This is a genomic window from Nocardioides panzhihuensis (genome assembly GCF_013408335.1).
Classification (GTDB): Bacteria; Actinomycetota; Actinomycetes; order Propionibacteriales; family Nocardioidaceae; genus Nocardioides; species Nocardioides panzhihuensis.
On sequence record NZ_JACBZR010000001.1, the window covers coordinates 5,889,498 to 5,912,779 of the forward strand.

At 67.9% G+C, this 23,282-nt stretch carries 22 protein-coding genes; 19 read left to right on the forward strand and 3 right to left on the reverse strand.

Translation table 11 applies throughout. The features are described from left to right. Positions 1-245 precede the first annotated feature (245 nt). The 12 genes from BJ988_RS27895 to BJ988_RS27950 are packed head-to-tail and all read left to right on the forward strand — an operon-like array spanning position 246 to position 12,642. A complete protein-coding gene (locus BJ988_RS27895) occupies positions 246-2,000 on the forward strand; it encodes an FAD-dependent oxidoreductase (RefSeq protein ID WP_179661060.1) in 1,755 nt (584 codons plus the stop codon). Next, positions 1,997-2,851, forward strand: a complete 855-nt coding sequence (locus BJ988_RS27900; RefSeq protein ID WP_008362696.1) for an MlaE family ABC transporter permease — start codon at positions 1,997-1,999, stop codon at positions 2,849-2,851. The genes BJ988_RS27895 and BJ988_RS27900 overlap by 4 nt, the downstream gene beginning before the upstream one ends. Before the next feature lies 1 nt (position 2,852). Beyond that, positions 2,853-3,656: an MlaE family ABC transporter permease gene (locus BJ988_RS27905; RefSeq protein ID WP_008362695.1), complete on the forward strand. Its 804-nt coding sequence runs from the start codon at positions 2,853-2,855 to the stop codon at positions 3,654-3,656. Positions 3,657-3,662: 6 nt separating this feature from the next. After that, complete coding sequence (locus tag BJ988_RS27910; protein ID WP_179661061.1) at positions 3,663-4,838, forward strand: MCE family protein; 1,176 nt, start codon at positions 3,663-3,665, stop codon at positions 4,836-4,838. Next, positions 4,835-5,866, forward strand: a complete 1,032-nt coding sequence (locus BJ988_RS27915; protein WP_008362693.1) for an MCE family protein — start codon at positions 4,835-4,837, stop codon at positions 5,864-5,866. The genes BJ988_RS27910 and BJ988_RS27915 overlap by 4 nt, the downstream gene beginning before the upstream one ends. Beyond that, entirely contained in the window at positions 5,863-6,852 is a 990-nt protein-coding gene (locus BJ988_RS27920) for an MCE family protein (protein WP_179661062.1), read from the forward strand. The genes BJ988_RS27915 and BJ988_RS27920 overlap by 4 nt, the downstream gene beginning before the upstream one ends. After that, complete coding sequence (locus BJ988_RS27925; protein WP_179661063.1) at positions 6,849-8,081, forward strand: MCE family protein; 1,233 nt, start codon at positions 6,849-6,851, stop codon at positions 8,079-8,081. Before BJ988_RS27920 ends, BJ988_RS27925 begins: the two co-directional genes overlap by 4 nt. Then, positions 8,078-9,217 carry an MCE family protein gene (locus BJ988_RS27930; protein WP_179661064.1) on the forward strand — a complete coding sequence of 380 codons (1,140 nt, stop codon included), beginning with the start codon at positions 8,078-8,080 and terminating at the stop codon, positions 9,215-9,217. The genes BJ988_RS27925 and BJ988_RS27930 overlap by 4 nt, the downstream gene beginning before the upstream one ends. Beyond that, positions 9,217-10,521, forward strand: coding sequence for an MCE family protein (locus BJ988_RS27935; protein ID WP_179661065.1), 1,305 nt, complete (start codon positions 9,217-9,219; stop codon positions 10,519-10,521). Before BJ988_RS27930 ends, BJ988_RS27935 begins: the two co-directional genes overlap by 1 nt. Positions 10,522-10,523: 2 nt before the next feature. Next, positions 10,524-11,009 carry a hypothetical protein gene (locus tag BJ988_RS27940; protein WP_179661066.1) on the forward strand — a complete coding sequence of 162 codons (486 nt, stop codon included), beginning with the start codon at positions 10,524-10,526 and terminating at the stop codon, positions 11,007-11,009. 17 nt (positions 11,010-11,026) lie between these two features. After that, positions 11,027-11,590 (forward strand): hypothetical protein, encoded by a 564-nt coding sequence (locus BJ988_RS27945; RefSeq protein WP_179661067.1) that lies wholly within the window; start codon positions 11,027-11,029, stop codon positions 11,588-11,590. A gap of 32 nt (positions 11,591-11,622) precedes the next feature. Further along, the gene (locus BJ988_RS27950) at positions 11,623-12,642 is read left to right on the forward strand and encodes an ABC transporter ATP-binding protein (RefSeq protein ID WP_008362680.1); all 1,020 of its coding nucleotides are present in this window, start codon (positions 11,623-11,625) and stop codon (positions 12,640-12,642) included. A 209-nt stretch (positions 12,643-12,851) separates the two neighbouring features. Here BJ988_RS27950 and BJ988_RS31605 read toward each other — a convergent pair whose 3' ends face one another. Next, positions 12,852-13,232, reverse strand: a complete 381-nt coding sequence (locus BJ988_RS31605; RefSeq protein ID WP_179661068.1) for a TetR/AcrR family transcriptional regulator — start codon at positions 13,230-13,232, stop codon at positions 12,852-12,854. 646 nt (positions 13,233-13,878) lie between these two features. Between BJ988_RS31605 and BJ988_RS27960 the strand changes: the two genes are divergently transcribed. The 6 genes from BJ988_RS27960 (at position 13,879) to BJ988_RS27985 (ending at position 19,434) form a co-directional block, all read left to right on the forward strand. Beyond that, the gene (locus BJ988_RS27960) at positions 13,879-14,349 is read left to right on the forward strand and encodes a site-specific integrase (protein WP_179661069.1); all 471 of its coding nucleotides are present in this window, start codon (positions 13,879-13,881) and stop codon (positions 14,347-14,349) included. Between the two features lie 17 nt (positions 14,350-14,366). Then, the gene (locus BJ988_RS27965; RefSeq protein ID WP_246321594.1) at positions 14,367-15,065 is read left to right on the forward strand and encodes a type IV toxin-antitoxin system AbiEi family antitoxin domain-containing protein; all 699 of its coding nucleotides are present in this window, start codon (positions 14,367-14,369) and stop codon (positions 15,063-15,065) included. Beyond that, a complete protein-coding gene (locus BJ988_RS27970) occupies positions 15,062-15,970 on the forward strand; it encodes a nucleotidyl transferase AbiEii/AbiGii toxin family protein (protein WP_179661070.1) in 909 nt (302 codons plus the stop codon). Before BJ988_RS27965 ends, BJ988_RS27970 begins: the two co-directional genes overlap by 4 nt. Before the next feature lie 404 nt (positions 15,971-16,374). Then, entirely contained in the window at positions 16,375-16,950 is a 576-nt protein-coding gene (locus BJ988_RS27975; RefSeq protein ID WP_179661071.1) for a hypothetical protein, read from the forward strand. A 25-nt stretch (positions 16,951-16,975) separates the two neighbouring features. Continuing rightward, positions 16,976-18,379 carry a mycothione reductase gene (locus tag BJ988_RS27980; RefSeq protein ID WP_179661072.1) on the forward strand — a complete coding sequence of 468 codons (1,404 nt, stop codon included), beginning with the start codon at positions 16,976-16,978 and terminating at the stop codon, positions 18,377-18,379. Between the two features lie 35 nt (positions 18,380-18,414). After that, the gene (locus BJ988_RS27985) at positions 18,415-19,434 is read left to right on the forward strand and encodes a phosphatase domain-containing protein (RefSeq protein WP_179661073.1); all 1,020 of its coding nucleotides are present in this window, start codon (positions 18,415-18,417) and stop codon (positions 19,432-19,434) included. 77 nt (positions 19,435-19,511) lie between these two features. Here the strand turns inward: BJ988_RS27985 and BJ988_RS27990 are convergent, their stop codons facing one another. Next, positions 19,512-19,976, reverse strand: coding sequence for a hypothetical protein (locus BJ988_RS27990; RefSeq protein WP_179661074.1), 465 nt, complete (start codon positions 19,974-19,976; stop codon positions 19,512-19,514). A 177-nt stretch (positions 19,977-20,153) separates the two neighbouring features. Here BJ988_RS27990 and BJ988_RS27995 point away from each other — a divergent pair, with 177 nt between their 5' ends. Then, complete coding sequence (locus tag BJ988_RS27995) at positions 20,154-22,292, forward strand: acetate--CoA ligase family protein (protein ID WP_179661075.1); 2,139 nt, start codon at positions 20,154-20,156, stop codon at positions 22,290-22,292. Here the strand turns inward: BJ988_RS27995 and BJ988_RS28000 are convergent. Next, positions 22,260-23,234 (reverse strand): bile acid:sodium symporter family protein, encoded by a 975-nt coding sequence (locus tag BJ988_RS28000; RefSeq protein WP_179661076.1) that lies wholly within the window; start codon positions 23,232-23,234, stop codon positions 22,260-22,262. The genes BJ988_RS27995 and BJ988_RS28000 overlap by 33 nt on opposite strands. Positions 23,235-23,282 lie beyond the last annotated feature (48 nt).

Below are 23,282 nucleotides of genomic sequence, written 5' to 3' on the forward strand. Positions count from 1 at the left end.
CCCGGATTGGGTAGCGCTGGCTTGCCAGGCTAGCCCAATTTGTGACCCCGGCCACGTCGTGATCGCGTCAGTGCTGCGGCACGGCCTAGTTTGCGGAAAGGCGTGGAGCGGTTGTCGTGTTGCACAGTCCGGGCGCCCATATTTGGTGCTGCCTACAAGAGGTCTCCGCGAGCCCGGTGATGAACTTCGCAAGCCCAGTCATGTGACGGGTGACACGTTTCCAAAGGACTGAAAGTGATGTTCCGGTGAACGCATCGAGCCCTGAACAGGTCTACGACGTCGTCGTGGTCGGCTCCGGCTTCGGCGGCTCGGTCGCCGCTCTGCGACTGGTCGAGAAGGGCTACCGGGTGCTGGTGCTCGAGGCCGGTCGCCGGTTCCGCGACGAGGACTTCGCGGCGACCTCCTGGGATGCCCGGAGGTTCCTGTTCGCGCCTCGGATCGGCTGCTTCGGGATCCAGCGCATCCGGCTCCTCCGCGACGTGGTCGTGCTGGCCGGCGCCGGCGTGGGCGGTGGGTCGCTGGTGTACGCGAACACGCTCTACGAGCCGCGCTCGGACGCGTTCTACCGCGACGCTCAGTGGTCCCACATCACCGACTGGCGCGACGAGCTGGCTCCCTACTACGACCAGGCAAAACGCATGCTCGGGGTCCGGCCCAACCCGACGACCACCCGGCCCGACGAGATCATGGGCGAGGTCGCCGCCGAGCTCGGCGTGGCCGACACCTACGGTCCCGCGCCGGTCGGGGTCTTCTTCGGTCGCGGTGACACGTTGGAGCCGGGCGTAACGGTCGCCGACCCGTACTTCGGCGGGATCGGCCCCGACCGCACCGGTTGTCTGGAGTGCGGCGAGTGCATGACCGGATGTCGGCACAACGCGAAGAACACGCTGCTGAAGAACTACCTCCATCTCGCCGAGCGGGGTGGTGCCGAGGTGCGGGAGCTCACCACCGTCGACAGCATCACCCCGTACGACTGCGGCTACCGCATCGCGGTTCACGAGTCGGGCGGCTCGCGCCGCCGCACCGCGCACACGATCACGGCCGACCAGGTCATCATCGCTGCCGGCACCTGGGGTACGCAGGAGCTGCTGCACACCATGAAGCAGCGCGGGCTCCTACCCGGCCTCTCGGACCGGCTCGGTGAGCTGACCCGCACGAACTCCGAAGCGCTGTGCACCGCGAGCATGCGGCCCGGAGCCCGGATCGACGGCGACCTCAACCGCGGCGTCGCCATCACCAGCTCGATCCACCCCAACGACCACACCCACATCGAGCCGGTGCGCTACGGCGCCGGCTCCGGGTTCATGGGGTTGCTCACCACCGTCATGACCGACGGCGGCGGCCGGGTGCCCAGGGCGCTGAAGTGGATCGGCCAGATCCTGCGCCACCCCGTCCAGTTCCTCGGTCACTACCTGGGGATCCGCACCTGGGCGGAGCGTACGGTCATCGCCTTGGTCATGCAGACCAGCGACAACTCGATCACCGTCTTCGGCAAGAAGCGGCGCATCGGCCGCGGGGCGCTGCGGCTGTCCTCGAAGCAGGGCCACGGCGAGCCGAACCCGACCTGGATCCCGGTCGCCAACCAGGCGATCCGCAGCATCAGCGAGAAGATCGACGGCCGGCCGTTCTCGAGCATCGGCGAGATCTTCAACATCCCGATGACGGCCCACTTCCTTGGTGGCTGCGTCATCGGGGACAGCGCGGAGAGCGGCGTCGTCGACCCCTACCACCGCGTCCACGGCCACCCTGGGCTGCACATCACCGACGGCTCGACGATCTCCGCCAACCTCGGCGTGAACCCGAGCCTGACCGTCACCGCGCAGGCCGAGCGCGCCATGTCCTTGTGGCCGAACAAGGGCGAGACCGACCTGCGCCCGCCGCTCGGTGCCGCATACGAGCGGATCGCGCCGGTCGGCCCGAAGCAGCCGATGGTGCCGGCCGAGGCGCCGGCCGCGTTGCGGCTTCCGGTGGTCGAGATCAACGGTCGGGCCGCTTCATGACGGCCACCCAGACAGACCGGATGGAGCCGTCCGGTCCCCGCGGCATGACGCCCGAGCGTCAGCGGATCGCCGCCGAGGCGCTCCAGTCGAACGCCCTCTTCAAGGCGCTGGCGTCCTTCGGCGACTTCTACGCTTTCGTCGTCTCGGTCTTCCGCAAGGGGTTCACGCACAGCTTCCAGTTCCGCGAGTTCGTCTCCCAGGCCTGGTTCATCACGACCGTCTCGTTCTGGCCCGCGCTCCTGGTCGCGATCCCGTTCTGCGTCGTCATCATCTTCCAGGTCAACCAGCTCCTGATCGAGATCGGCGCGGTCGACCTCGCCGGGGCCGGGGCCGCCGTCGCCGTCGTCCGCGAGATCGGTCCGATCGTCAGCGTCCTGGTCGTCGCCGGTGCCGGGGCGACCGCGATCTGCGCGGACCTGGGCTCCCGCAAGATCCGCGAGGAGATCGACGCGATGACCACGCTCGGGATCGACCCGATCCACCGGCTCGTCGTGCCGCGCGTGGCCGCCTCGACCCTGGTGGGCATCGCGCTCAACGGTCTGGTGACCGTCGTCGGCCTGGTCGGCGGCTACTTCTTCTCGGTGGTGCTGCAGGGCGCGACCCCAGGGCTCTACCTCAACGACCTCACCCTTCTCGTGGGCTTGTCAGACTTCATCGCAGCTGAGGCGAAAGCCGCGATCTTCGGACTGCTGGCCGGGTTGACTGCCTGCTACCTGGGCCTCAACGCCAAGGGCGGCCCCAAGGGCGTCGGGGAAGCGGTGAACCAGACCGTCGTGTTCGCGTTCATGCTTCTGTTCGCCGCCAACAGCGTGATCAGCACCCTGTTCCTCCAGTTCAAGTTGGGAGCCTGAGATGGCGGTCAACGCATCAGCACTCCGCGAGCTCGGCGAGCAGCTCGCCTTCCATGCACGCGCCTACTCCCACGTCCCTCATGCCTTCCACCGCTACCGCAAGGAAGTCGTCCGGCTCCTGGCCGAGGTCGCGATGGGAACCGGGGCCTTGGCACTGATCGGCGGGACCGTTCTCGTGATCGGGTTTCTCACCGCGGCGTCGGGCATCGAGGTCGGCCTGCAGGCGTACACCTCCTTCGACAACATCGGCGTCTCCGCGCTGTCGGGATTCTTCTCGGCGTACTTCAACACCCGCGAGGTGGCTCCGATCATCGCCGGGATCGCGCTCACCGCGACCGTCGGCGCGGGCTTCACCGCCCAGATCGGCGCGATGCGGGTCTCAGAAGAGATCGATGCGCTCGAGGTGATGGCGGTGCCGCCGGTGCCCTACCTGGTCACCACCCGGATCATGGCCGGGCTCATCGCGGTCATCCCGCTGTACGCCATCGCGGTGATGATGTGCTGGCTGGCGACCCGGCTCGTGGTGACCGTCGGCTACGACGAGGCACCGGGTACCTACCAGCACTACTTCGACACCTTCCTGATCCCCGGCGACCTGTTCCTGTCCATGCTGAAGGTCACGATCATGGCGCTGGTCGTGGTCTCGGTGTGCTGCTACCACGGATTCAAGGCCGCGGGCGGGCCCGCCGGCGTCGGCCGTGCCGTCGGCCGCGCCGTGCGGTCGGCCCTCATCGCCATCATGTTCGTCGACCTGATCTTCGGCATCGCCATCTGGGGCGGTCCGTCGGTCCACATCGCGGGGTGATCGGGCATGGTTGATCGTCACGTCACGTACGGCCTCACCTTCATCGCGCTGATCCTCGCGCTGATCGTCGGCACCGTCGCCAGCTATAAGGGCGTCTTCCGCTCCACCGTCCCGCTCACCGTCTCCTCCGACCGGGCCGGTCTGACTTTGGCCCCGGGGGCAGCGGTCAAACTCCGAGGTGTGGTGATCGGCCGGGTCGGTTCGGTCGACCATGACGCCGGCGACGGGGTCTCGATCCAGCTCGAAATCGACCAGGACGAGCTCAATCAGATCTCCAGCGACACCACCGCCGAGATCGTCCCGCCGACAGCGTTCGGAGCAAAGTACATCCAGCTCAACCCCGGTGAGCCGGGCGCCGAGCGGATCCAGGCCGGGTCCACGATCGACGCCGACCGGGTCACGGTCGAGGTCGACGAGGCGTTCGAGAACCTCACTCAGGTACTGGACACGGCCAAGCCTGCCGAGGTCGCGGCCGCGCTCACCGCCGTCTCGCAGGCGGTCGACCAGCGCGGCGAGGACATCGGGCTCCTGATCACCCAGACCAACGGCTACCTCACCTCGTTCAACCCCTATCTGAGCACCCTCACCAGCGACATCAGGTCGGGCGCGAGCGTCGCTCAGACCTACGACACCGCGCGGCCCGACCTGGTGGCCCTGGCCGACAAGGCTGCGGTGACCAGCAGGACCCTGACCACCCAGCAGAAGTCGCTGCACGCCTTCGAGGTCAGCCTGTACTCCTTCGACAACAGCGCGAGCCAGCTGCTGGACAGCTCGGGTAGGCGGCTGACCACCACGTTGAAGCTGACCGCCCCGGTCGCTGACGTAGTCGAGCGCTACTCGCCGGAGCTCCCGTGCACGATCCTCGGCCTCGCCTCGGCCAACAAGCTCGCCGAGGCCGCCGTCGGCGGCACACATCCGGGAATCACCACGATCACCCGCATCGTCCCGGGTCGCGATCCATACACGTACGAGCGCAACCTGCCGAAGATCGGCGACACCAGGTCTCCCGAGTGCTACGGGCTTCCGTACGTCACCGAGGAGGAGGCACAGGCTGCGGTGCCGACCTTCGCAACCGGCGCCAACCCCTACGCGGGCAAGCAGCCCACGGTCCAGGAGAACACGCTCACCACGCTGCTCGGCCTGCTGGCCGGTGGCGCCAACGCCGCAGGAGGTAAACAGTGACCAGCAACAGTAAACTTCGGCGCCGGGAGCGTTCCGACCTGATCAAGTTCGGAATCTTCTTGGTGGTCGCGGCGCTTTTCACCTACTGGGTCGGTGTGGTGACGGCCGCGCATCGCCCCGGCGACCGGGTTACGTACGATGCCGTCTTCGCCAACGTGTCGGGTCTCCAAAAGGGCGACTCGGTCCGGATCGCCGGCGTGGACGTCGGCAAGGTCACGGCCCTGGCAGTCCAGCGCGACGCGACCGTGCGCGTCTCCTTTGACGTCCCGCGGGACCAGAAGCTCAACGCCTCGACCGAGGCCACGGTGCAGTACCGGAACCTCATCGGCGACCGGATCGTCCAACTCAGCCGGCCCGACCCGGACGCCAGACCGATCAAGGCCGGCGACACCATCCCAATATCCCAGACCAGGCCGGCCCTCGACCTCGACCTGCTGCTCAACGGGTTCAAGCCGCTCTTCGCGGGCCTTGCCCCGGCGCAGATCAACGCCTTCTCCGGTGACCTGATCAAGATCCTCCAAGGGCAGAGCTCCGCCATCTCCACGCTGGTGCAGCGGGCGGCCTCGCTCACCACGACGCTCGGGAACCGCCAGGAGCTGATCGGGGAGGTGATCCGCAACCTCAACACTGTCGTCGGCACCCTCGATGACAAGCGCGAGACCATCCAGGCGCTCATCGACCAGTTCAGCAAGCTTCTCGACGGTCTCGAGCAGCAGGACACCCAGATCCTCGATGCAGCGGCGCAGACCGACCGGTTCGCCCGTGACGCGGCGTCACTGGTCGAGGCGGGCAGGGAAGACCTGGCGGCCGACCTTACTCAGCTCACCAAGACGGCGAACGGCATCAACCAGGAGCAGGCCACTCTTCAGCAGGTCCTGCAGAAGCTGCCGAACCACTACGCGGCGATCCAGAACACCGCCTCGTACGGCAACTACTTCAACTTCTTCCTGTGTGGGGTCCGGATCCAGACCGAGGCCACCATCACGACTCCCTGGATCATGTCCGACACGCAGAGGTGCAAACGATGAGCGTCCGTACGCCCTCCCAGAACGCCGCCCGAGGCCTGATCGGCACCATGGCGATCGCCCTGGTGGTCACCGCCAGCCTCAACTACAACAAGCTCCCGCTCGTGGGCAACGGTGACATCATCCACGCCGCCTTCACCGAGGCCGGTGGCCTCAAAGGTGGAGATGCCGTGATGGTCTCCGGCGCCCAGGTGGGCAAGGTTCGTGACGTCCGTCTCGATGGCGACGAGGTCGTCGCCGACTTGGTCGTCACCGAAGGTGATGTCGACCTCGGCGGCAAGACCGAGGCACGCATCATCACGGTCACGCTCCTCGGCCGGGCCGCCGTCGAGCTCGTCCCCTCCGGCAGCGGGCGGCTGAGTGCCGGTGACACGATCCCGACCTCCCGGACGTCCTCGCCCTACAACCTCACCGCCACGCTGAACGAACTGACGACGACCACGGCGGACATCGACAAGGCACAGCTGGCCGGCGCGCTCGACCAGGCCAGCGCAGCTCTGAGCGGAACCCACGACGACGTCGGGCCCGCTCTGCGAGGTGTCACTGAGCTCACCGCCGCCGTCGAACAGAACGACGACCAGCTTCGCGCTCTGCTCGCCCGCGCCTCACGGGTCTCGGGCGTCCTCGCCAGTCGCAACGAGCAGATCGAGACCCTGCTTGTCTCCGGACAGTCGCTGCTCCAGCAGCTCAACGCTCGCCAGGCCGTCGTAGTGAGCCTGCTTGGCAGCGTGCAGGACCTCTCCACGCAGCTGCGTGGACTCGTCGACGACAACCGGGCCACCCTCGGCCCGGCACTGGACCAGCTCGATGCGGTGGTCACTCTGCTCAACCGGAACAGAGCGGCTCTCCAGGACGCCATCACCGGCCTACGCGGGTACGTCACCGGGTTCGGGGAGGCCATCTCGACCGGACCGTGGTTCGACGCGTACATCCAGAACCTCACCTCGCCGGGCACGCTGGCGCCGATCGTCTCGGGGGTCGTGAAATGACCAACTCCTCCAGTCTCCTGCTGCGCCGTGTCCTGATCGGGCTCGCGCTACTGCTCCTCGCCACTGGCGGCTACTACACGGTCAAGGACACCCGCTCGACGGTGCTGACCGCGGTCTTCAGCAACGCCGACGGGCTCTACGAGGGCGACGACGTCAAGGTCCTCGGGGTCGCCGTCGGCCGGGTCACCGAGGTCGATCCGCAAGACGACGGCGTACATGTGAGGGTCGAGGTCGAGGGCGGGCAGCGGATACCGGCCGACGCCAACGCCGCGATCGTCTCCCCGAGCCTGGTCAGCGGACGGTTCGTCCAGCTCTCACCTGCCTACACCGACGGCCCGGCGATGTCCGACGGTGGCCAGATCCAGCTGGACCGCACCGCGGTGCCGGTCTCGTTCGACGAGGTCAAGAAGCAGCTCACCGACCTCGCTACCGCGCTCGCTCCCGCTGGCTCCGGCAAGCAGCCGCTCCGGACCGCCATCGAGACCCTGGACGCCAACCTCCGCAACGGCAACGCCGAGCAGCTGAGTGAGGCAGTTGAGGGGCTCCGCAGCGCCACCGCGACCCTCTCGGACGGGCGCGCCGACATGTTCACGACCGTCTCCAACCTGAACAGCTTCACCAAGAACCTCGCTGTCAACGATGCCGCCGTGGCCGGGTTCACCGAACAGCTCAGCGAGGTCTCCGCGGTGTTGGCCGCCAACCGGCGCGAGCTCACGAAGGCGATCGAGGAGCTCTCCGCGGCACTGGTGGCGACGGGTGAGCTCACCCACGACAACCGCGGCAGGATCAAGAATTCCGTACGCGACCTGAACCTGCTCAGCGCTGCCCTCGCGGACCGGTCCAACCAGCTGGCGGCGATCCTGCAGATGGCTCCGACGGCCTTGATCGATCTCTTCAACGTGATCGACAAGCAGGCGATCACCGGCCGGGCCTCACTGACCGGGCTCAACGACGCCGCCCAGCTCGTCTGCGGCGCCGTGCTCGGTGCCGGCGGCACGGCACAGCAGTGCCGTGATGCGCTCGCGCCGCTCGTCGACCTGGTCAAGACCGCCCAGCAAGGCACGACCGGGCCAGGCGCGACGGGGCCAGGCACGGGTCAGCCAGAGACGGCCCCACCGGCCGACCCGGGGCTACCGTCGACACCGCTCCCTGATCTGGGTTCGGGCCTCCACGGGGTACAACCACTCTTGCCCGGCCTGCTCGGCACCGACCTCGGAGGCGACCGATGAAGACACAGATCCTGGCCACCATGGCCGCACTCGTGGTCGGCCTGACCGGCTGCACGAGCCTCCAGCCGAACGATCACACACTTCCCGGCCAGCCCGGTGTCGGCAGGGATGGCTACACCGTCACCGTCACCTTCGACGAGGTCGCGAACCTGGTGCCGAACTCATCCGTGCAGATGGACAACGTCGTCATCGGCACCGTCGCCGGCATCAGCGTCTCGGACTGGCAGGCAAAGGTCCGGCTCCGGCTGATGAAGTCTGCCCGTATCCCGGCTGACGCCACCTTCGCGATCGGACAGAAGACCCTGCTCGGTGCCCAATACGTCGACGTCAGCAAGTCGGGGCCGCCACCGACTCCGAGCAGCGCCAGCAGCATCGCGGCAGCGGCAGAGCGGACCGAGATACTGCAGCACGGCGCCCGGGTCCCGGTCACCCAGACCGGCACCTACCCAGCCACCGAGCAGGTCCTCGGCGCGGTGGCGCTACTGCTCAACAACGGCGGGCTGTCGCAGATCGAGACCATCACTTCCGAGTTGGCGACCGCTCTGGACAACCGGGTCCCCGACACCCGCAACCTGGTGCGACGGACCAACGAGCTGCTCGCGGTGCTCGACGAAAACAAGAGTGAGATCGTGCAGGCGCTCGAGGCGCTCGACCGGCTCTCCGCCGGCCTCGCTAAGGACCGGACGGTCCTGGCGAACGCGATCGACGACATCGCTCCGGGGCTGCGTGCGCTCGAAGAGGAGCGGGCGAGCCTCGTCCGCGCTGTCACCCGGACCGGCGAGACCGGAGATCAGGCGACCAAGGTCATCCGGGCCAGCCGTACGGCTCTCCTCGCGAACCTCGACGCCCTGCGGCCCATCCTGACCAGCCTCGGCAAGGTCGGCGACTCGATCCCCGAGGCGCTCAAGCTCGGCCTGACCATCCCGTTCCCGGCGATGACCACGACCAACGCGCTCCGTGGCGACTACGCCAACCTCTTCGCGACGCTCGACCTCCGCGGCTCGAGCCTCACCGATACCTGGCTCACCGGATTCGGACCAACCGGTCTGCCTTCCGCAGGGGCCACCAGGTCGACGCCCACCCCGAGCACATCTGACGACAGCGGCTGCCTGCTCGCGAACCTGGGAGGCTGCTGATGCTGCTGACGAGACTGGTGAAGCGTCAGTTGGGCGTCTTCGCCTGCCTGACGGCTCTCGCGCTCGGGCTGATGGTCTTCACCTATGCGAGGGTCCCGGCGATGCTCGGAATTGGGGTCTACCAGGTCACCGCCGAGTTCGAAGACGCCAGCGGGCTCTACGAGAGCGCCCTGGTCACCTATCGGGGCGTCAAGGTCGGGCAAGTGACCGACCTCGAGGTGACCCCGCGAGCAGCCGTCGCCACTCTTCGTCTCGATGATGGCACCAGGATCCCCGGCAACGTTGACGCTGAGCTCCACAGCACCTCCGCGGTGGGGGAGCAGTACGTCTCCCTGGTCTCGCCGTCGACCACCAAGGCGGCCTTGAGCGCCGGGGACGTGCTACCAACTTCACGCACCGTCGACATGCCCCAGATCGCGCCCGTCCTGGATGCCGTCAACCACCTGCTTGAGTCCGTGCCGCAGCGACAGACACGCAACGTACTGGATCAGGTCGACACCGGCCTCGGGTCGAGCAGCGAGGACGTCGGCCGGCTGATCGAGGAATCCAGCACGCTCTTGGACACAGCCCAGCAGGAGGTCACCTCGACGACCGAGCTGATCCGCGCCCTGGAGCCGGTGCTCGCCACTCAGCAGGAGATGGCGCCGCAGACCGTGTCGTCGATGTCGTCGCTCCGCGCGCTCACCAAGGAGCTCGCGGCGAACGACGCCGACCTGCGCTCGCTGCTCCGCGACGGGCGTACGGGTCTGGACAGCACCGCCGCGACAGTTGATGACCTCCAGACCACGCTGCCGATGCTCTTGGACAACTTGATGGTCAACGGCGAGGTGCTCAACACCTATCTTCCGCAGCTTCAGCAGACCCTGGTCGTGTACCCCGCCACGATCGGACGACTTCAACAGACGGTCAATCCGCGGGCGAAGGAGGGCGACGTGAAGCTTGACCTACGCGCAGGCGTCAACAATCCACCGTCATGCACGACGGGATACCTGTCCACCGACGATCGACGCAGCCCGTCCGAAGAGAACGTACGCAAGGTCGACCCGCTCGCGCACTGCGAGACCGCGCCCAGCGACCCGTCTTCGGTGCGGGGCGCTCGCAACCAGCCGTGTCCGAATTCCAGCGCGCGGGGTCATCTGCCCTCCTCGTGCGGGCTGGAGTTCGGCAAGGGGCGCTGGCCCGAGGGCGACGATCCGAACGCGCCAAAGGCTCCGGCAGGTGAGCCGTCGTCGACGGGGACGACGGACGCATCTGAGGACAACTCCTGGAAGCAGTTGTTCCTCGAGCCGGTCGGGCTGTGGTGACGATGTCCAGACTCTCCACAAGGACCTTCGTTCTCCTGCTGGTGCTGGGCATCGGGCTGCTCGCGTTCGCCGGGCAGCGCGCTTGGTCCTGGCGCGAGGACGTAAGCGCGGAGCATCAGCGGGCAGAGGCCGTCTCGGCGGCTTCCACCGAGGTCACCCGACTGATCTCGGTCAGCGCAGAGGACTCGGAGGCGGCCTTCGAGTCCCTTCTCGACGGCGCGACCGCCTCCTTCCGCAGCGACCTGAAGCAGCAGGCAAGTGCGCTGCAGAAGGCGCTGAAGGCCAACAAGGTCGACGCCGAGGGCGAGGTCGTCTCGGCCGGTGTGGCGCGCTCGACCGATGAGCAGGTGACGGTGTACATCGCGGCGACCGGCACGGTGTCGAACTCGGGCACGAAGGCACCACAGCAACGTGGCTATCGGGTCAAGGTCGAGATGCGGAACGTCGAGGGCCGCTGGCTCGTCTCCGGACTGGAGTTCATCCCGTGACCATGGAGGAGATCGAGATGCCAACAGCCCTCTCAGAAGAGACCGAGGTGGACGAGCACGTGGACAAGTCGCGACCGCCCGAATCCGGTCGGCTCCGGCTCGACCTGGGGGGAAGACTGCTGCGCTGGGCGATCGTGCTGCTCGCGATCGTCGGACTGGCCGCGGCGATAACCTTCGCCGCGCTCGCCGGTCACGCCTCGGACCGCGCTCGGGACCGAACCGATGCGCTCGCCACGGCCAAGAGCCGGGTGCCCGTCCTGCTGAGCTACGACCACCGCACGCTCGAAGCAGACCTCGACCGGTCCAAGAACCAGACCACCGGCCGGTTTCGCACCGACTACACCAAGCTGCTCGAAGGCCCTGTCGCCAAGGCAGCGACCCAGAAACAGATCTCCACGAAGGCGACCCTCTCCGGGGCAGGCGTCGTCGAGGTCGCCGGGCCGCGGGTCACGGTCCTGGTCTTCATCACGCAGACCACGATCGCGCCTGGAGCCGAGCCCAGCGTCAGTGCATCGCGCGTCGAGGTGAAGATGCAAAGGGTCGGCAACGGCTGGAAGGTGGCTGGGCTCACGCCCCGCTGACCGGACGACAAACCGCGAGTGGAGGCATTGGTATGGGTGTAGACGTAAAGATCGAAGGGCTGACCAAGAGCTTTGGTAAGCAGCTCATCTGGAAAGACGTCACGCTGACGCTGCCTGCGGGCGAGATCAGCGTGATGCTCGGGCCGTCCGGCACTGGTAAGTCCGTGCTCCTCAAGACCTTGATCGGTCTGATCAAGCCCGACACGGGCTCTGTGGTCATCGAGGGCGTCGACATCGCCAGCTGCTCGGAGAGGGACCTCTACGAGGTTCGCAAGCTGTTCGGCGTGCTGTTCCAGGACGGCGCCATGTTCGGTTCGATGGACCTGTTCGACAACGTCGCGTTCCCGCTCCGTGAGCACACGAAGAAGAGCGAGTCCGAGATTCGCAACATCGTCATGGAGAAGATGGACCTGGTCGGTCTCATCGGCGCCGAGAACAAGCTTCCCGGTGAGATCTCCGGTGGTATGCGCAAGCGTGCCGGTCTGGCGCGTGCGCTGGTCCTCGACCCCGAGATCCTGCTGATCGACGAGCCCGACTCGGGCCTGGACCCGGTGCGTACGGCGTTCATCAACCAGCTCTTCATCGACCTGAACGCGCAGATCGACGCGACGTTCCTGATCGTGACCCACGACATCAACTCGACGCGTACGGTGCCGGACAACATCGGTCTGCTCTACCACAAGCACCTGGCCATGTACGGTCCCCGCGAGATGCTCCTCAGCTCCGAGGAGCCCGTCGTGCGGCAGTTCCTCAACGCCCAGACGATCGGCCCGATCGGTATGTCCGAGGAGAAGGACGCCGACGAGCTGGCCGCCGAGAAGGACATGGGCCTGCCGCCGCTCCCGCCGATCCCGATGCAGCTCGAGCCGTCCAACGGCATCCCGCGCAAGTACCAGCGCCCGCCGGGCGCCTGGTGCCGCGAGAACGGTGTCACCCCGCCGCCGGGATCGTTCCAGCCCGACGAGACACAGGCCTTATCTGGCGCTCGTGTACTTCAGATGGAGTCGTCGCGACCGTCCGTAGCAGGGACGTCTGGCGAGTTGTTCACGTAGAAACGCTCGCCGCCGACGTTTCTAGCGGTTCTTGTCGCAGCGAGACCGGGTTGGACTGATCGCTCAGCTGTTGGCACAGTCGGCCATGGTTTCCGCTGCAGGCGGCATCTCATACTGCTGCTTCGCCCGAATCACATCGAGGCACGGCCACCATAGCCGCGATGGGCCACGACCATCCCGGTAGTCACATCGCTGCCTGAGACTGTCGGTCAGACCTCGGAACTCGCGTTCGCGGTTGGCGGAGCGAAACAGCAGGCGAAAGCATCGAGACCCTCGGCGGCTGCATCGAGCAGCGCGGGAATCGCATCGTCCTCGAAGTCATCGGTGCCCACGTGTTCGGCCAGCCGCTCACGCGCCCGATCCAGGATGGTCCGACACAGCTCTGCCTTGGAGTCGAAATGCCTGTAGAGCACGACGCGCGTGCCCCGTGCCTCATCGGCGACATCGCCCGGGCTTGTCTCGGCGAAACCTCGTGGCGCGCAGGGCCGCGTTGGACGCGGGACCGCTGTTGCCGGCGGGCACCTGAATTCGCAGAACCATCCCCGCCCGGTGTCGGCGCACCGCCGCTTTCGCCCCGCAAGTACTCGCACTTTTCATGCCAGCACCCGCTCGGTGGGCCAGCGCGCTCGAGCTGAGGCCGAGCGCATCGGGTCGCGTGGGTAGAACCGCGCGATGAACCCAACGTCTCCAGTGCTCATCGACTCCTATCCCACCGCGGCACACTGCTCACCGACGAGGATCTCGAGCGGATCGGCACCGCGATCACCGCCACACACGCCCCGTCCACCCGCACCGTCTACGCCTCCGCCTGGCACCGCTGGGAACGCTGGTGCGCACACCGGGGCATCCCCCCGCTCGGCGAGGAGGGTCCCGGCACCGGTGGAAGCCACCCTGGCGCCAGCTGCCGAGGTGCCGACCCAGTCGCAGTGTGCGCCTATCTCGCCGAGCGAGCCGCCGACGGCCTCTCAGCGGCAAGCATCGACCTGGCCTGCTCCGCGATTGGCTACCGGCACCGCCGCCGCGGCCTGAACGACCCGACCCAGGCCGAGGCGGTTGGGCAGGTACGCCGTGGACTTCACCGGATCCTCGGTACCGCGCCACGCCGACCCGCTCATCCGGTCGGGCCCGAGGAGATCGGCAGGCTGTTGACCGCGATCGACCGCCGCACTATCGCTGGGTGTCGCGACGCCGCGATCATCCTGCTCGGTTTCGCCGGCGCGCTGCGCCGCTCCGAGCTTGCGAACCTCGCCCTCGCCGACCTCGAACCTAAGCCCGCCGGGATGCTGCTGCACCTGCGCCGATCCAAGACCGACCCCGAGGCCCCGGGGCCAGATCGTCGGCATCGCCCCCGGGCAACATCGCGAGACCGACCCGATAGCAGCGCTCGATGCCTGGCTCGCCCACCGGGGAACAACGCCCGGGCCGGTCTTCACCAGCCTGAGGAACGGCGCACCACCGCTGCAGTCGATCTCCGGCAACGTCGTCACGAGTGTCGTCAAACGCCACGCCGAGGCTGCCGGGCTGACCGGCCGGGTCACGGCCCACCCGCTGCGCGCCGGGCACGCCACCGCCGCCGCCATGGCCGGGGTCGGCGTCGACCAGATCGCCGCCCAGACCCGACACCGCCGCATCGACATCCTCGTCGACCGCTACATCCGCCCCGCCCAGGCGCTGCACGCGACCTCAAGCCGCTACCTGGGCCTTTGAACGCACCTTTTCGTCAAATGCACGACGTGATCGCTTTTACGAAAAGGTCACGTTCGATGTTCGTGCAGAAGTTGCGATGTTGGATAAAAACCACTCACTGTCGGGGTGATAGTGTATGGTTTTTATCCATGGCTGGCTTGGAGTCGCTTCCGGTGACGTTCACGACGCAAGCGGCCCTGCGAGCAGGGGCGCATCCGCGGGACCTGTATCGATGGCGGGACGATGGCGATGTCATCGAGCTCTCGCGAGGTGTGTTTCGTAACGCGGCAGCGCCGGAGCCCTCGTTCCCTGACCTGTTGGCCGTCGGCATGAGGGCTCCGCACGCGATCGTGTGTTGCGTGAGCGCTGCGGTGGCCCACGGTCTCAGTGACGAGATGGAACCTGCGGTCCAGATCGCGATCGCGTCCGGGCGAAACCTGGCCCGCATCACCTTCCCGCCGACGACGGTGTTTCGGTTCGATGCTGAGACCTTCGAGCTCGGACTCTCGCAATTGGAGGTCGCGCCGGACGAGTTCACGCGAGTCTACGATCCCGCTCGGACAGTGGTGGACCTGATGCGCCTGCGGCACCGACTCGGCGAGCCGGTGGCGCACACGGTGCTCAACAGGTACTTGGAATCGCCAGGAGCGAAGCCAGGGCGGGTGCTGGAGTACGCCAACGCCCTCGGGGTCGTCGGGCCGGTGCGGTTGGCACTCGACATCGCGGGGGCACGATGAGTCGGCTGACGCGAGAGTCGGCGGCCGGGCGCGCCTACTTGGATCTGCAGAACCGCGCGCGTCGCGAGAAGCGGCGAACCCAGGACCTGTTGACGATGTATGTCGTGGAGCGATGGCTGGCCAGGATGAGCACATCGCCGTACGCCGATGACTTCGTCCTCAAGGGCGGGATGCTTCTGGCGAGTTTCGGGAGCCGACGCCCGACCACCGATGCGGACGCACTGGCTCGGAACATGCCGGCCGACGAGAGCGCCGTCGCAGCCCGGGTCGTCGAGATCGCAAGTCTCGCCGACCCGGACGACGGAGTCGTCTACCTGACCGAGACCGTCAAGGCGGCGATGATCCGAGACGACGCGCTCTACTCCGGCGTCCGCGTGACCATGGACGCGACGCTGGGCACGGCGCAGCTGAAGCTCAAGCTGGACATCAACTTCGGCGATCCAGTGACACCGGAGCCGTCAGTCGTCGAACTGCCTGCGCTGCGACCAGGCGCGGCGCCGGTGCGGATACTGGGGTATCCGATCGCGACCGTGCTGGCGGAGAAGATCTCGACCGCGATCGACCTCGGGCCGGCGAGCACAAGAGTGCGGGACTGGGCCGACATCTACACCCTGGTCACGACCCATGACCTCGACGGTGCCGAGGTGAGCGCGGCGGTGGCGGCCACCATGAACTTTCGAGGCGTCGTCGTCAGATCGATGTCTGAGGCGATCGGTGACCTCGTGAAGGTCCGGGCCTCAGCGTACGTCGCGTATCGACGCGGGCTCGGCGCCGATGGCGAGCATCTCCCCGCGACATTCGAGGAAGTAGTGGAGATGGCGGTCCGGTTCGCCGACCCGGTGCTGAGTGCCGAAACTCCCAGTATCGCCGCGCGTTGGCGGGCAGGGGCCCGAACGTGGTCCTGAACTCCGCGAATACTCCGCGAAAACCCCTTCGAGAGGCCTCGAGATCGCGCGAGGTGACGAGGTAATGTGGACCTCGTCATCGACATCGATGACGGATGTTCGCCCAGGTCAAACGGAGGTTTCTCCGAAGCTGGCCGAAGAGTCTCGAGAGATTCGGCGCCCGACGAAGGCCGCCAGGCACCAAGAGAAGGCCAGGGGTTCGAATCCCCTCAGCTCCACCACCTGAAACCCGGTTCTGACCTGCATCTTCACCGCAGCGAAGGCCGGGTTTCTTAGTTGAGTAGTCGCCGGTCTCCTCGTCTTGTTGCCCCCCGATTCCCTCCGAGGTCTGGTTCAGTACGATCCTGGCGGTCCCGCTTCGCTCATTCGAGCGATACGCGGCAAGCAGAGGAGCAGGTGCGCAGATGATCGGTACGCCGGGGGATGTCGGTCGTGGGCTGCAGCACCTGGGCCACCCACGGGTCTGGGGTGCGGTGATCGGGGCGGTCGGCGGCAGCGTCTTCGTCCATGCGAACCGTGTCGAGCTGCCGGCCGCTGTGTCGATGGGAGCACTGGTCGCCTGGGCCGGTGCGCTCGCAGTCTTCGTGTGGGCGGTGCTCATCACGCTTCGGCTGTTCGCGCCGCTCGAGCCTCTACCGCGCAGCGCGGCCTGGGTGTACTTCGGCAGCGTCGCCGGCATGTTGGTGGGGATCCAGCTGGGGCGGCTGGCGCTGGAAGCGATCGGGCGCGTCGACGTCTTTTCCGGGGTCATCGTGCTGGCGGTCGGACTGCACTTCCTTCCCTTCGCGCGTGCCTTCGACACCCCCATGTTCACCCGGCTCGGGCTCCTGATGGCCGGGCTCGGCGTGGCCGGGCTCGTCCTCGGGCTGGTGTGGACGGGGACGGCGGCTGCTGCCGCGGCCGTGGTCACCGGAGTGGTGATGCTTCTCGTCATCTCGCAGGACGCATGGAGTGGTCGACCCGGCCTTGTTCGTGCCTGAGCGTTCCTCCGGCGATGATGGGGGCATGCGACATGTCGACTTGGTGATCATCGGTTCCGGCTCGGGCAACGCCATCGTCGATGAGCGGTTCGACGACTGGGAGGTGGTGTACCTCGAGAAGGGCGTCGGATCCCGAGACTCGTACGGCGGCACCTGCCTCAACGTCGGTTGCATCCCGACCAAGATGCTGGTGCACACCGCCGATGTGGCCGGGGCCCCGGTTGAAGCGCGGCGACTCGGCGTCGACCTCTCCTTGAACGATGCGGACTGGCCGCGGATCCGCGACCGTATCTTCGGACGGATCGACCCGATCGCCGACGGCGGTCAGAAGTACCGGCAGACCGGCCGGCCCAACACGAGTCTGCTGACCGGCACTGCGCGGTTCACCGGCCCGAAGCAGCTGACCGTCATCGATGCCGAGACCGACGAGGTCACGGCGCTCAGCGCCGACCAGATCGTGATCGCCGCAGGCGGCCGCCCGGCCGTTCCCGACGTCCCGGGGCTGGCCGAGAGCGGGTTCCACACCAGCGATTCGGTGATGCGGCTGGAGCAGCTGCCGACGAGCATGGTGATCTTGGGCAGCGGCTTCATCGCCGTGGAGATGGCCCACATCTTCGCCTCTCTCGGCGTGAAGGTCACCGTCGTGGCCCGCTCCGGACAGCTGCTGCGTCAGCTGGACCGCGATGTCGCGCGCCAGTTCACCGAGATCGCGGGTGGGCGTTGGGACGTACGTCTGAACCGCGCGATCCGACGAGTTGACCGCGACGGTGACCGGGTTCGGGTGTTCCTCGACGCTCACGACGGCGAGGAGCGCCTCGAGGCGGACGTGCTGCTGGTCGCGACCGGGCGGGTGCCCAACAGCGACCTGATCGAGGCCGAGGTCGGAGGGCTCGAGCTCACCGGCGGTGGCCGGATCGTGGTCGACGAGACCCAAGCCACGACGGCCCCGGGCGTGTGGGCCTTGGGCGACATCAGCTCGCCCCACCAGCTCAAGCACGTGGCCAACCGCGAGGCTCGCACCGTGGCGCACAACCTGCTCCACCCGAAGGACCTGATCCGCACCGACCACCGCTACGTGCCGTACGCCGTGTTCACCGAACCGCGGATCGCGTCGGTCGGGCTGACCGAGCAGCAGGCCGAAGTCGACGGCATCGAGTACGTCACCTCGACCCAGGAGTACGCCGGCATCGCCTACGGCTGGGCGATGGAGGACACCACGGGGTTCGCCAAGCTGCTTGCCGACCCGAACACCGGCTTGCTCCTGGGCGCGCACATCATGGGGCCCGAAGCGCCGACGTTGATCCAGCCGCTGATCCAGGCGATGCAGTTCGGCCTCGATGCCCGGACAATGGCACGCGACCAGTACTGGATCCATCCGGCGATGCCCGAGCTCATCGAGAACGCGCTGCTGGCACTGCCGCTGGCGTGACCGCCGGCCGGACGGGCGGACCATATGCTGTCGCCATGTCGGCGCGTCTATGGGTTCTCAAGCTGGAGCGAGCTTGGGACGCGGCAAGGCTCCGCCGGGCGGGATCGAGGGTGCCGTCGGACTTCCGGATCGTGTGCTACGGCGGTCACGGGAGCGCCGAGGGGGTCGTCGTGCGCGGCCGGGTCGTCGACGATCCGCCGCCCCCGGCGGCCGTCGAGGGCGAGGGTGCGGTCGCCGCCGTACGCCGTATGGTCCGCCACTTCGTGACCGACGAGCTTCCGGGTGTGCCGCTGCGGATCACCGTGGGCGACGCCGCGGTCGACGCGGTCACCGACGACGAGGGCTACTTCGTGGCGCGACTGCATCCCAGCCCCGACACGCTGGAGGCCCCGTGGGCCCGCGGCACCGTTGAGCTGGCCGGCGAGTACCGCGGCCTGGCCGGCGTCCATCAGGTCCCGGTGGAGGTCTGCGTTCCTGCCGAGGAGGCGCGGTTCGGCGTTATCTCCGACATCGACGACACGATCCTCGAGACCGGGGTGCAGCGCGTCGGACGGATGGTGCGTCAGACCCTCACCGGGTCGGCGCTCACGCGCACACCGTTCCCGGGCGCGCCCGAGCTCTACCGCGACCTGGCCGCCGGCGTGAACCCGGTGTTCTACATCTCCTCCAGCCCGTGGAACCTGCACTCGTTCCTGAGCGCCTTCGTACGCCACCGCGACTTCCCCCGCGGACCGCTCCTGCTGCGCGACCTGCTCGGTCGAGCCGCCGGTCGGGAGCCCAAGACGGCGCGCATCGACGAGGTCCTCGCGCTCCACCCCGGGCTACGGTTCGTCCTCCTCGGCGACTCCGGTGAGCACGACCCGCAGACCTACGTCGACACCGTCCGCCGTCATCCCGGGCGGATCCTCGCGGTCTACATCCGCGAGGTGCGGCTCGACCCTCACGACGGGCGGGTCGAGCGCGTGTGGAGCGGGATGGGCGACGACGTACCTCTGGTGCTCGTCGCCGACAGCGAGGCAGTACGACGTCACGCCACAGGTCTCGGCCTCCTCTGAGGGACCGCATCACGAGTCGATCGCGCTGTTCATCGCCGAGTGGTGCGGGGTCGCGGACAAGGCGTGACCGCCTGTTCCTAGTCCGTGAAGTGGCGGACGAGGCGCCGGTGCCGATGGGCGAAGAGCTGCCGGATCACTGGCTCCAGAGGACTCGCCAGCATCGCGAGCCGTGGCTCGAAGCCGACGACGTCGGTCACCTCCGTGTGGCCGGCGTCGACGGCGTGGAGCTCACGACGGTGCGTCCAGCTGCGCATCGACCCCATCGTCGAGACCTCCTGGAAGTGAGAACGGGGCACGAGCTCGGTGACCATCAGGTCGTCGTAGTCGAGGGGCAGGAACCCGAGGTAGAAGAGCCAGGACCTGCCCAGCGGCACCCCGAGCGGCACGGTGTCCATCGCGGTGTCCCGGATGCCCGCCGGAGCCCGCATCCGCATCACCGGCATGAGCTCGTCGTTGATCCCCTCGAAGTCGGTCACCCGTTGCCAGACCGCGTCGAGCGGGGCCGAGATCGTCGAGGTCTGCCGGACGGTGCGCTCGCTCATGGTGGCCAGTCAACACGGCCGAAGGGCCGAGATCATCCGACCACGGTCGCAATCCCTGCCGGCTGCGGTCGGGCCAGCGGGACGGAAACCTGGCTTGCCGAGCAAGGTGTGTGGTGATGTGTGGCCGACCACATCAGCACGGCTGCTGAGTCGACCTGATTCACGAAGGGGCCACACATGCGATCCGACGACTCCGCCCCGCCCGTCGACCTGATCCGGCATCTGTTCGCAGCGCGCAGCATCGCGATCGTGGGCGCGTCGTCCAACGGCCTCAAGGCAGCGGGTCGTACGTTGCGCTACCTCCAGATGCACGGTTTCCAGGGTGAGATCTACCCGGTCAACCCACGCCGGGGCGAGGTCCAGGGCCTGCGTTGCTATGCCGCTCTGAGCGAGCTCCCCACCGTCCCAGAGCTGGCTGTCGTCGTGCTCCAGGCCTCCGAGGTGGCGCCGGCCATCGCCGAGTGCGGCGAGCTCGGTGTGCCTGTCGTGATCGTGTTCGCGTCCGGCTTCGCTGAGATCGGACCCGAGGGCGCTGCCCTCCAGGACGAGGTCGCGGAGGTCGCGCGCCGCTACGGGGTCCGGGTTCTGGGCCCGAACTGCAACGGGGTGATCGGCGCCGCGGACGGTGTCACGGCGACCTTCATGACCGGGATCGACGACGAGTCGCTCGTGCTGCGCGACGACGGCATCGCATTTGTCACGCAGAGCGGGGCGATGGGTGCCTTCATCCTGACCGAGGCACAGATGTCGGGCATCGGTCTCGGCCGGTTCGTCAGCACCGGCAACGAGATGGACATCTCGCTCTCCGAGGTGATCGAGGGCCTCGTCCAGGACGACACCACCAAGGTCGTCCTCGGGTACGTCGAGGGAGTACGTGCCCCGCAGCGACTCCGTCAGGCGTTGGCAGCCGCCCGGACGAACGGTGTTCCGGTGTGCCTGATGAAGGTCGGCCGCTCCCAGGCAGGCGCAGCCGCGGCCGCGTCCCACACCGGTGCGCTGGCCGGCGCCGACGTCGTCTTCGACGGACTGCTCGCCCAGTACGACGCGGTGCGCGCCCACGACGTGGACCACCTGCTCGACCTAGGTCGGGTGTTCGGGCTGAGCGCTCGGCCGAAGGGCGGCCGACTGACCGTGATCACGCTGTCGGGCGGGGCCGGAGTGCTGATGGCCGACGCCATCGAGGACTACGGCCTCAGCCTCGCATCCTGGGATCGTGCCTGGTCGGAGCGGATGGGTGCGGTGCTGCCGGCCTTCGCGTCGGTGCGCAACCCGATCGACGTCACCGGCGCGCTGGTGACCGATCCCGAGCTGCTCCGCAAGGCCCTCGACGTCGCCATCGAGCACCCCGACACCGACATCATCACGGTGCTTGTGGGCAACATGCAGCGTCAGGAAGACCAGGTCTGCGAGATCGTGGAGTCGGCCGCAGCGCGCACCGACAGGCCCATCGTCACCGTGTGGGTCGGCGGCACCGGCCGTGCCGTACCTCGCCTGGCGCGCTCCGGCCTGGTCGGGTTCACCGAGCCGGTCCGGGCGATCCGGGCGTTGTCTTCGCTCGTCCGGTTCTGGGCTCCTGCCGAGCCCACGCCGGCCACCTCTGCGGCGGACCCGCAGGTCGAGTCGTCGCCTGACCGGGTAGTCGTCGACGAGGTCGAGGCCAAGCGGCTGCTCGCTGCCCATGGTGTGCCCGTCGTCGGCGAGGACGAGGTCCTGACGGCCGACGAGGCCGCGGCGGCGGCAACGCGGCTCGGCTTCCCAGCGGTCGTGAAGCTCCTGTCGACCGAGGTCGCACACAAGTCGGATCTGGGGCTGGTGCAGGTCGGGCTGGCCGATGCGGGTCAGGTGCGCGCCGCTGCGGAACGGATCCTCGTGGCCGCCGAGGAGCACGGCGTGACCGATCGTCGCCTGGTCGTCCAGCCGATGATCTCCTCGGAGACCGAGCTGATCCTCGGTATGCGCCGGGACCCGGTGTTCGGGCCGGTGGTGGTGCTGGGGATCGGCGGTGTGCTGACCGAGATCGCCGCCGACGTCCAGGTGCGACTGCCGCCGCTGACCACGGACGATGCGCACGCCATGATGAACCGGCTGCGTCACGCCGAGCTCCTCGACGGTCCGCGCGGACGGGTCGCCGTCGACCGGGATGCCCTCGCAGCCGCGGTGGTGAGCTTCTCGGACCTCGTCCTGCACGAGACCGCCGACCTGGAGTCGCTCGAGATCAACCCGCTGCTCATCGATGATGCGGGGCGGCCGGTCGCCGTCGACGCGCTGCTCGTCCGGAGCTCGTCAGGACTTCTTGGCCGGGGCGCCCTTCGGTGAGGTGGCGTCATCCCCCTCGACGGGACGACGCGACCAGTAGCTCGCCAGGGTCGACCCGGACACGTTGTGCCACACCGAGAAGATCGCGGCAGGCAGCGCGGCCGCGGGGGAGAAGTGGACGGTCGCGAGGGCGGCGGCGAGGCCGGAGTTCTGCATGCCCACCTCGATGCTGAGGGCGCGCCGGCTCGAGATCGGCATGCCGCAGACCCGCCCGACTGCGTACCCCAGTGCCAGGCCGGCGACGTTGTGCAGGACCACGGCGAGCACGATCAGGAGGCCGACGGAGAGCAGGGTCGATGCGCTTCCGGCGACGACGGCGAGGACCACCGCGGTGATACCGGCGACCGAGATCAGCGGGAGCACGTCGATGATCCGCTCGATGAGACGAGGGAACAGCAGCCGGAGCACCAGACCGAGCAGCACCGGGACGAGCACGATCTTCACGATCGAGACGAACAGGTCGCTCGCGGAGACGGGAAGATCCTCACCGATCAGCAGCAGGACGAGGAGGGGCGTCAGCACCGGCGCGAGCAGCGTCGACACGGACGTCATGGCCACCGACAGCGCAGTGTCGCCACGAGCCAGGAACACCATGACGTTGGACGCGGTGCCACCCGGTGCGCAGCCGACCAGGATCATGCCGGCGGTCAGCACCGCGGAGAGGCCGAGCCCGTTGGCGATGCCCCAGCCGAGCAGGGGCATCACCGTGAACTGAGCCGCGACGCCCAGCAGCAGAGCCCAGGGCCGCCGACCGATGATCGCGAAGTCGCGCGGCCTGAGCGTCATGCCCATCCCGAGCATGATGATCTGGAGGAGCAGAGGCACCTGCGCCGCCCACCCGTCGAAGGTGCTGGGGGTGGCCAGTGCGATGGCGCCGGCGACCAGGACGATCAAGGCGAACCAACGCCCCACGAAGGCGCTGATCTGTCGGACTGTGTTCATGCTGTTCCCTCCACGATCGGTACGGGGCGACCCGATGCCCCGCCCACT

Excerpts from the sequence above, each read along its gene's own strand:
- BJ988_RS27985 (WP_179661073.1), top strand. The coding sequence starts at position 18,415 with ATGTCGGCGCGTCTATGGGTTCTCAAGCTGGAGCGAGCTTGGGACGCG.
- BJ988_RS27910 (WP_179661061.1), top strand. The coding sequence starts at position 3,663 with ATGGTTGATCGTCACGTCACGTACGGCCTCACCTTCATCGCGCTGATC.
- BJ988_RS27995 (WP_179661075.1), top strand. The coding sequence starts at position 20,154 with ATGCGATCCGACGACTCCGCCCCGCCCGTCGACCTGATCCGGCATCTG.
- BJ988_RS27975 (WP_179661071.1), top strand. The coding sequence starts at position 16,375 with ATGATCGGTACGCCGGGGGATGTCGGTCGTGGGCTGCAGCACCTGGGC.
- BJ988_RS27905 (WP_008362695.1), top strand. The coding sequence starts at position 2,853 with ATGGCGGTCAACGCATCAGCACTCCGCGAGCTCGGCGAGCAGCTCGCC.
- BJ988_RS27945 (WP_179661067.1), top strand. The coding sequence starts at position 11,027 with ATGCCAACAGCCCTCTCAGAAGAGACCGAGGTGGACGAGCACGTGGAC.
- BJ988_RS27900 (WP_008362696.1), top strand. The coding sequence starts at position 1,997 with ATGACGGCCACCCAGACAGACCGGATGGAGCCGTCCGGTCCCCGCGGC.
- BJ988_RS27980 (WP_179661072.1), top strand. The coding sequence starts at position 16,976 with ATGCGACATGTCGACTTGGTGATCATCGGTTCCGGCTCGGGCAACGCC.
- BJ988_RS27950 (WP_008362680.1), top strand. The coding sequence starts at position 11,623 with ATGGGTGTAGACGTAAAGATCGAAGGGCTGACCAAGAGCTTTGGTAAG.
- BJ988_RS27935 (WP_179661065.1), top strand. The coding sequence starts at position 9,217 with ATGCTGCTGACGAGACTGGTGAAGCGTCAGTTGGGCGTCTTCGCCTGC.
- BJ988_RS27940 (WP_179661066.1), top strand. The coding sequence starts at position 10,524 with ATGTCCAGACTCTCCACAAGGACCTTCGTTCTCCTGCTGGTGCTGGGC.
- BJ988_RS27970 (WP_179661070.1), top strand. The coding sequence starts at position 15,062 with ATGAGTCGGCTGACGCGAGAGTCGGCGGCCGGGCGCGCCTACTTGGAT.
- BJ988_RS27990 (WP_179661074.1), bottom strand. The coding sequence starts at position 19,976 with ATGAGCGAGCGCACCGTCCGGCAGACCTCGACGATCTCGGCCCCGCTC.
- BJ988_RS27965 (WP_246321594.1), top strand. The coding sequence starts at position 14,367 with ATGCACGACGTGATCGCTTTTACGAAAAGGTCACGTTCGATGTTCGTG.
- BJ988_RS27920 (WP_179661062.1), top strand. The coding sequence starts at position 5,863 with ATGAGCGTCCGTACGCCCTCCCAGAACGCCGCCCGAGGCCTGATCGGC.
- BJ988_RS27925 (WP_179661063.1), top strand. The coding sequence starts at position 6,849 with ATGACCAACTCCTCCAGTCTCCTGCTGCGCCGTGTCCTGATCGGGCTC.
- BJ988_RS27930 (WP_179661064.1), top strand. The coding sequence starts at position 8,078 with ATGAAGACACAGATCCTGGCCACCATGGCCGCACTCGTGGTCGGCCTG.
- BJ988_RS28000 (WP_179661076.1), bottom strand. The coding sequence starts at position 23,234 with ATGAACACAGTCCGACAGATCAGCGCCTTCGTGGGGCGTTGGTTCGCC.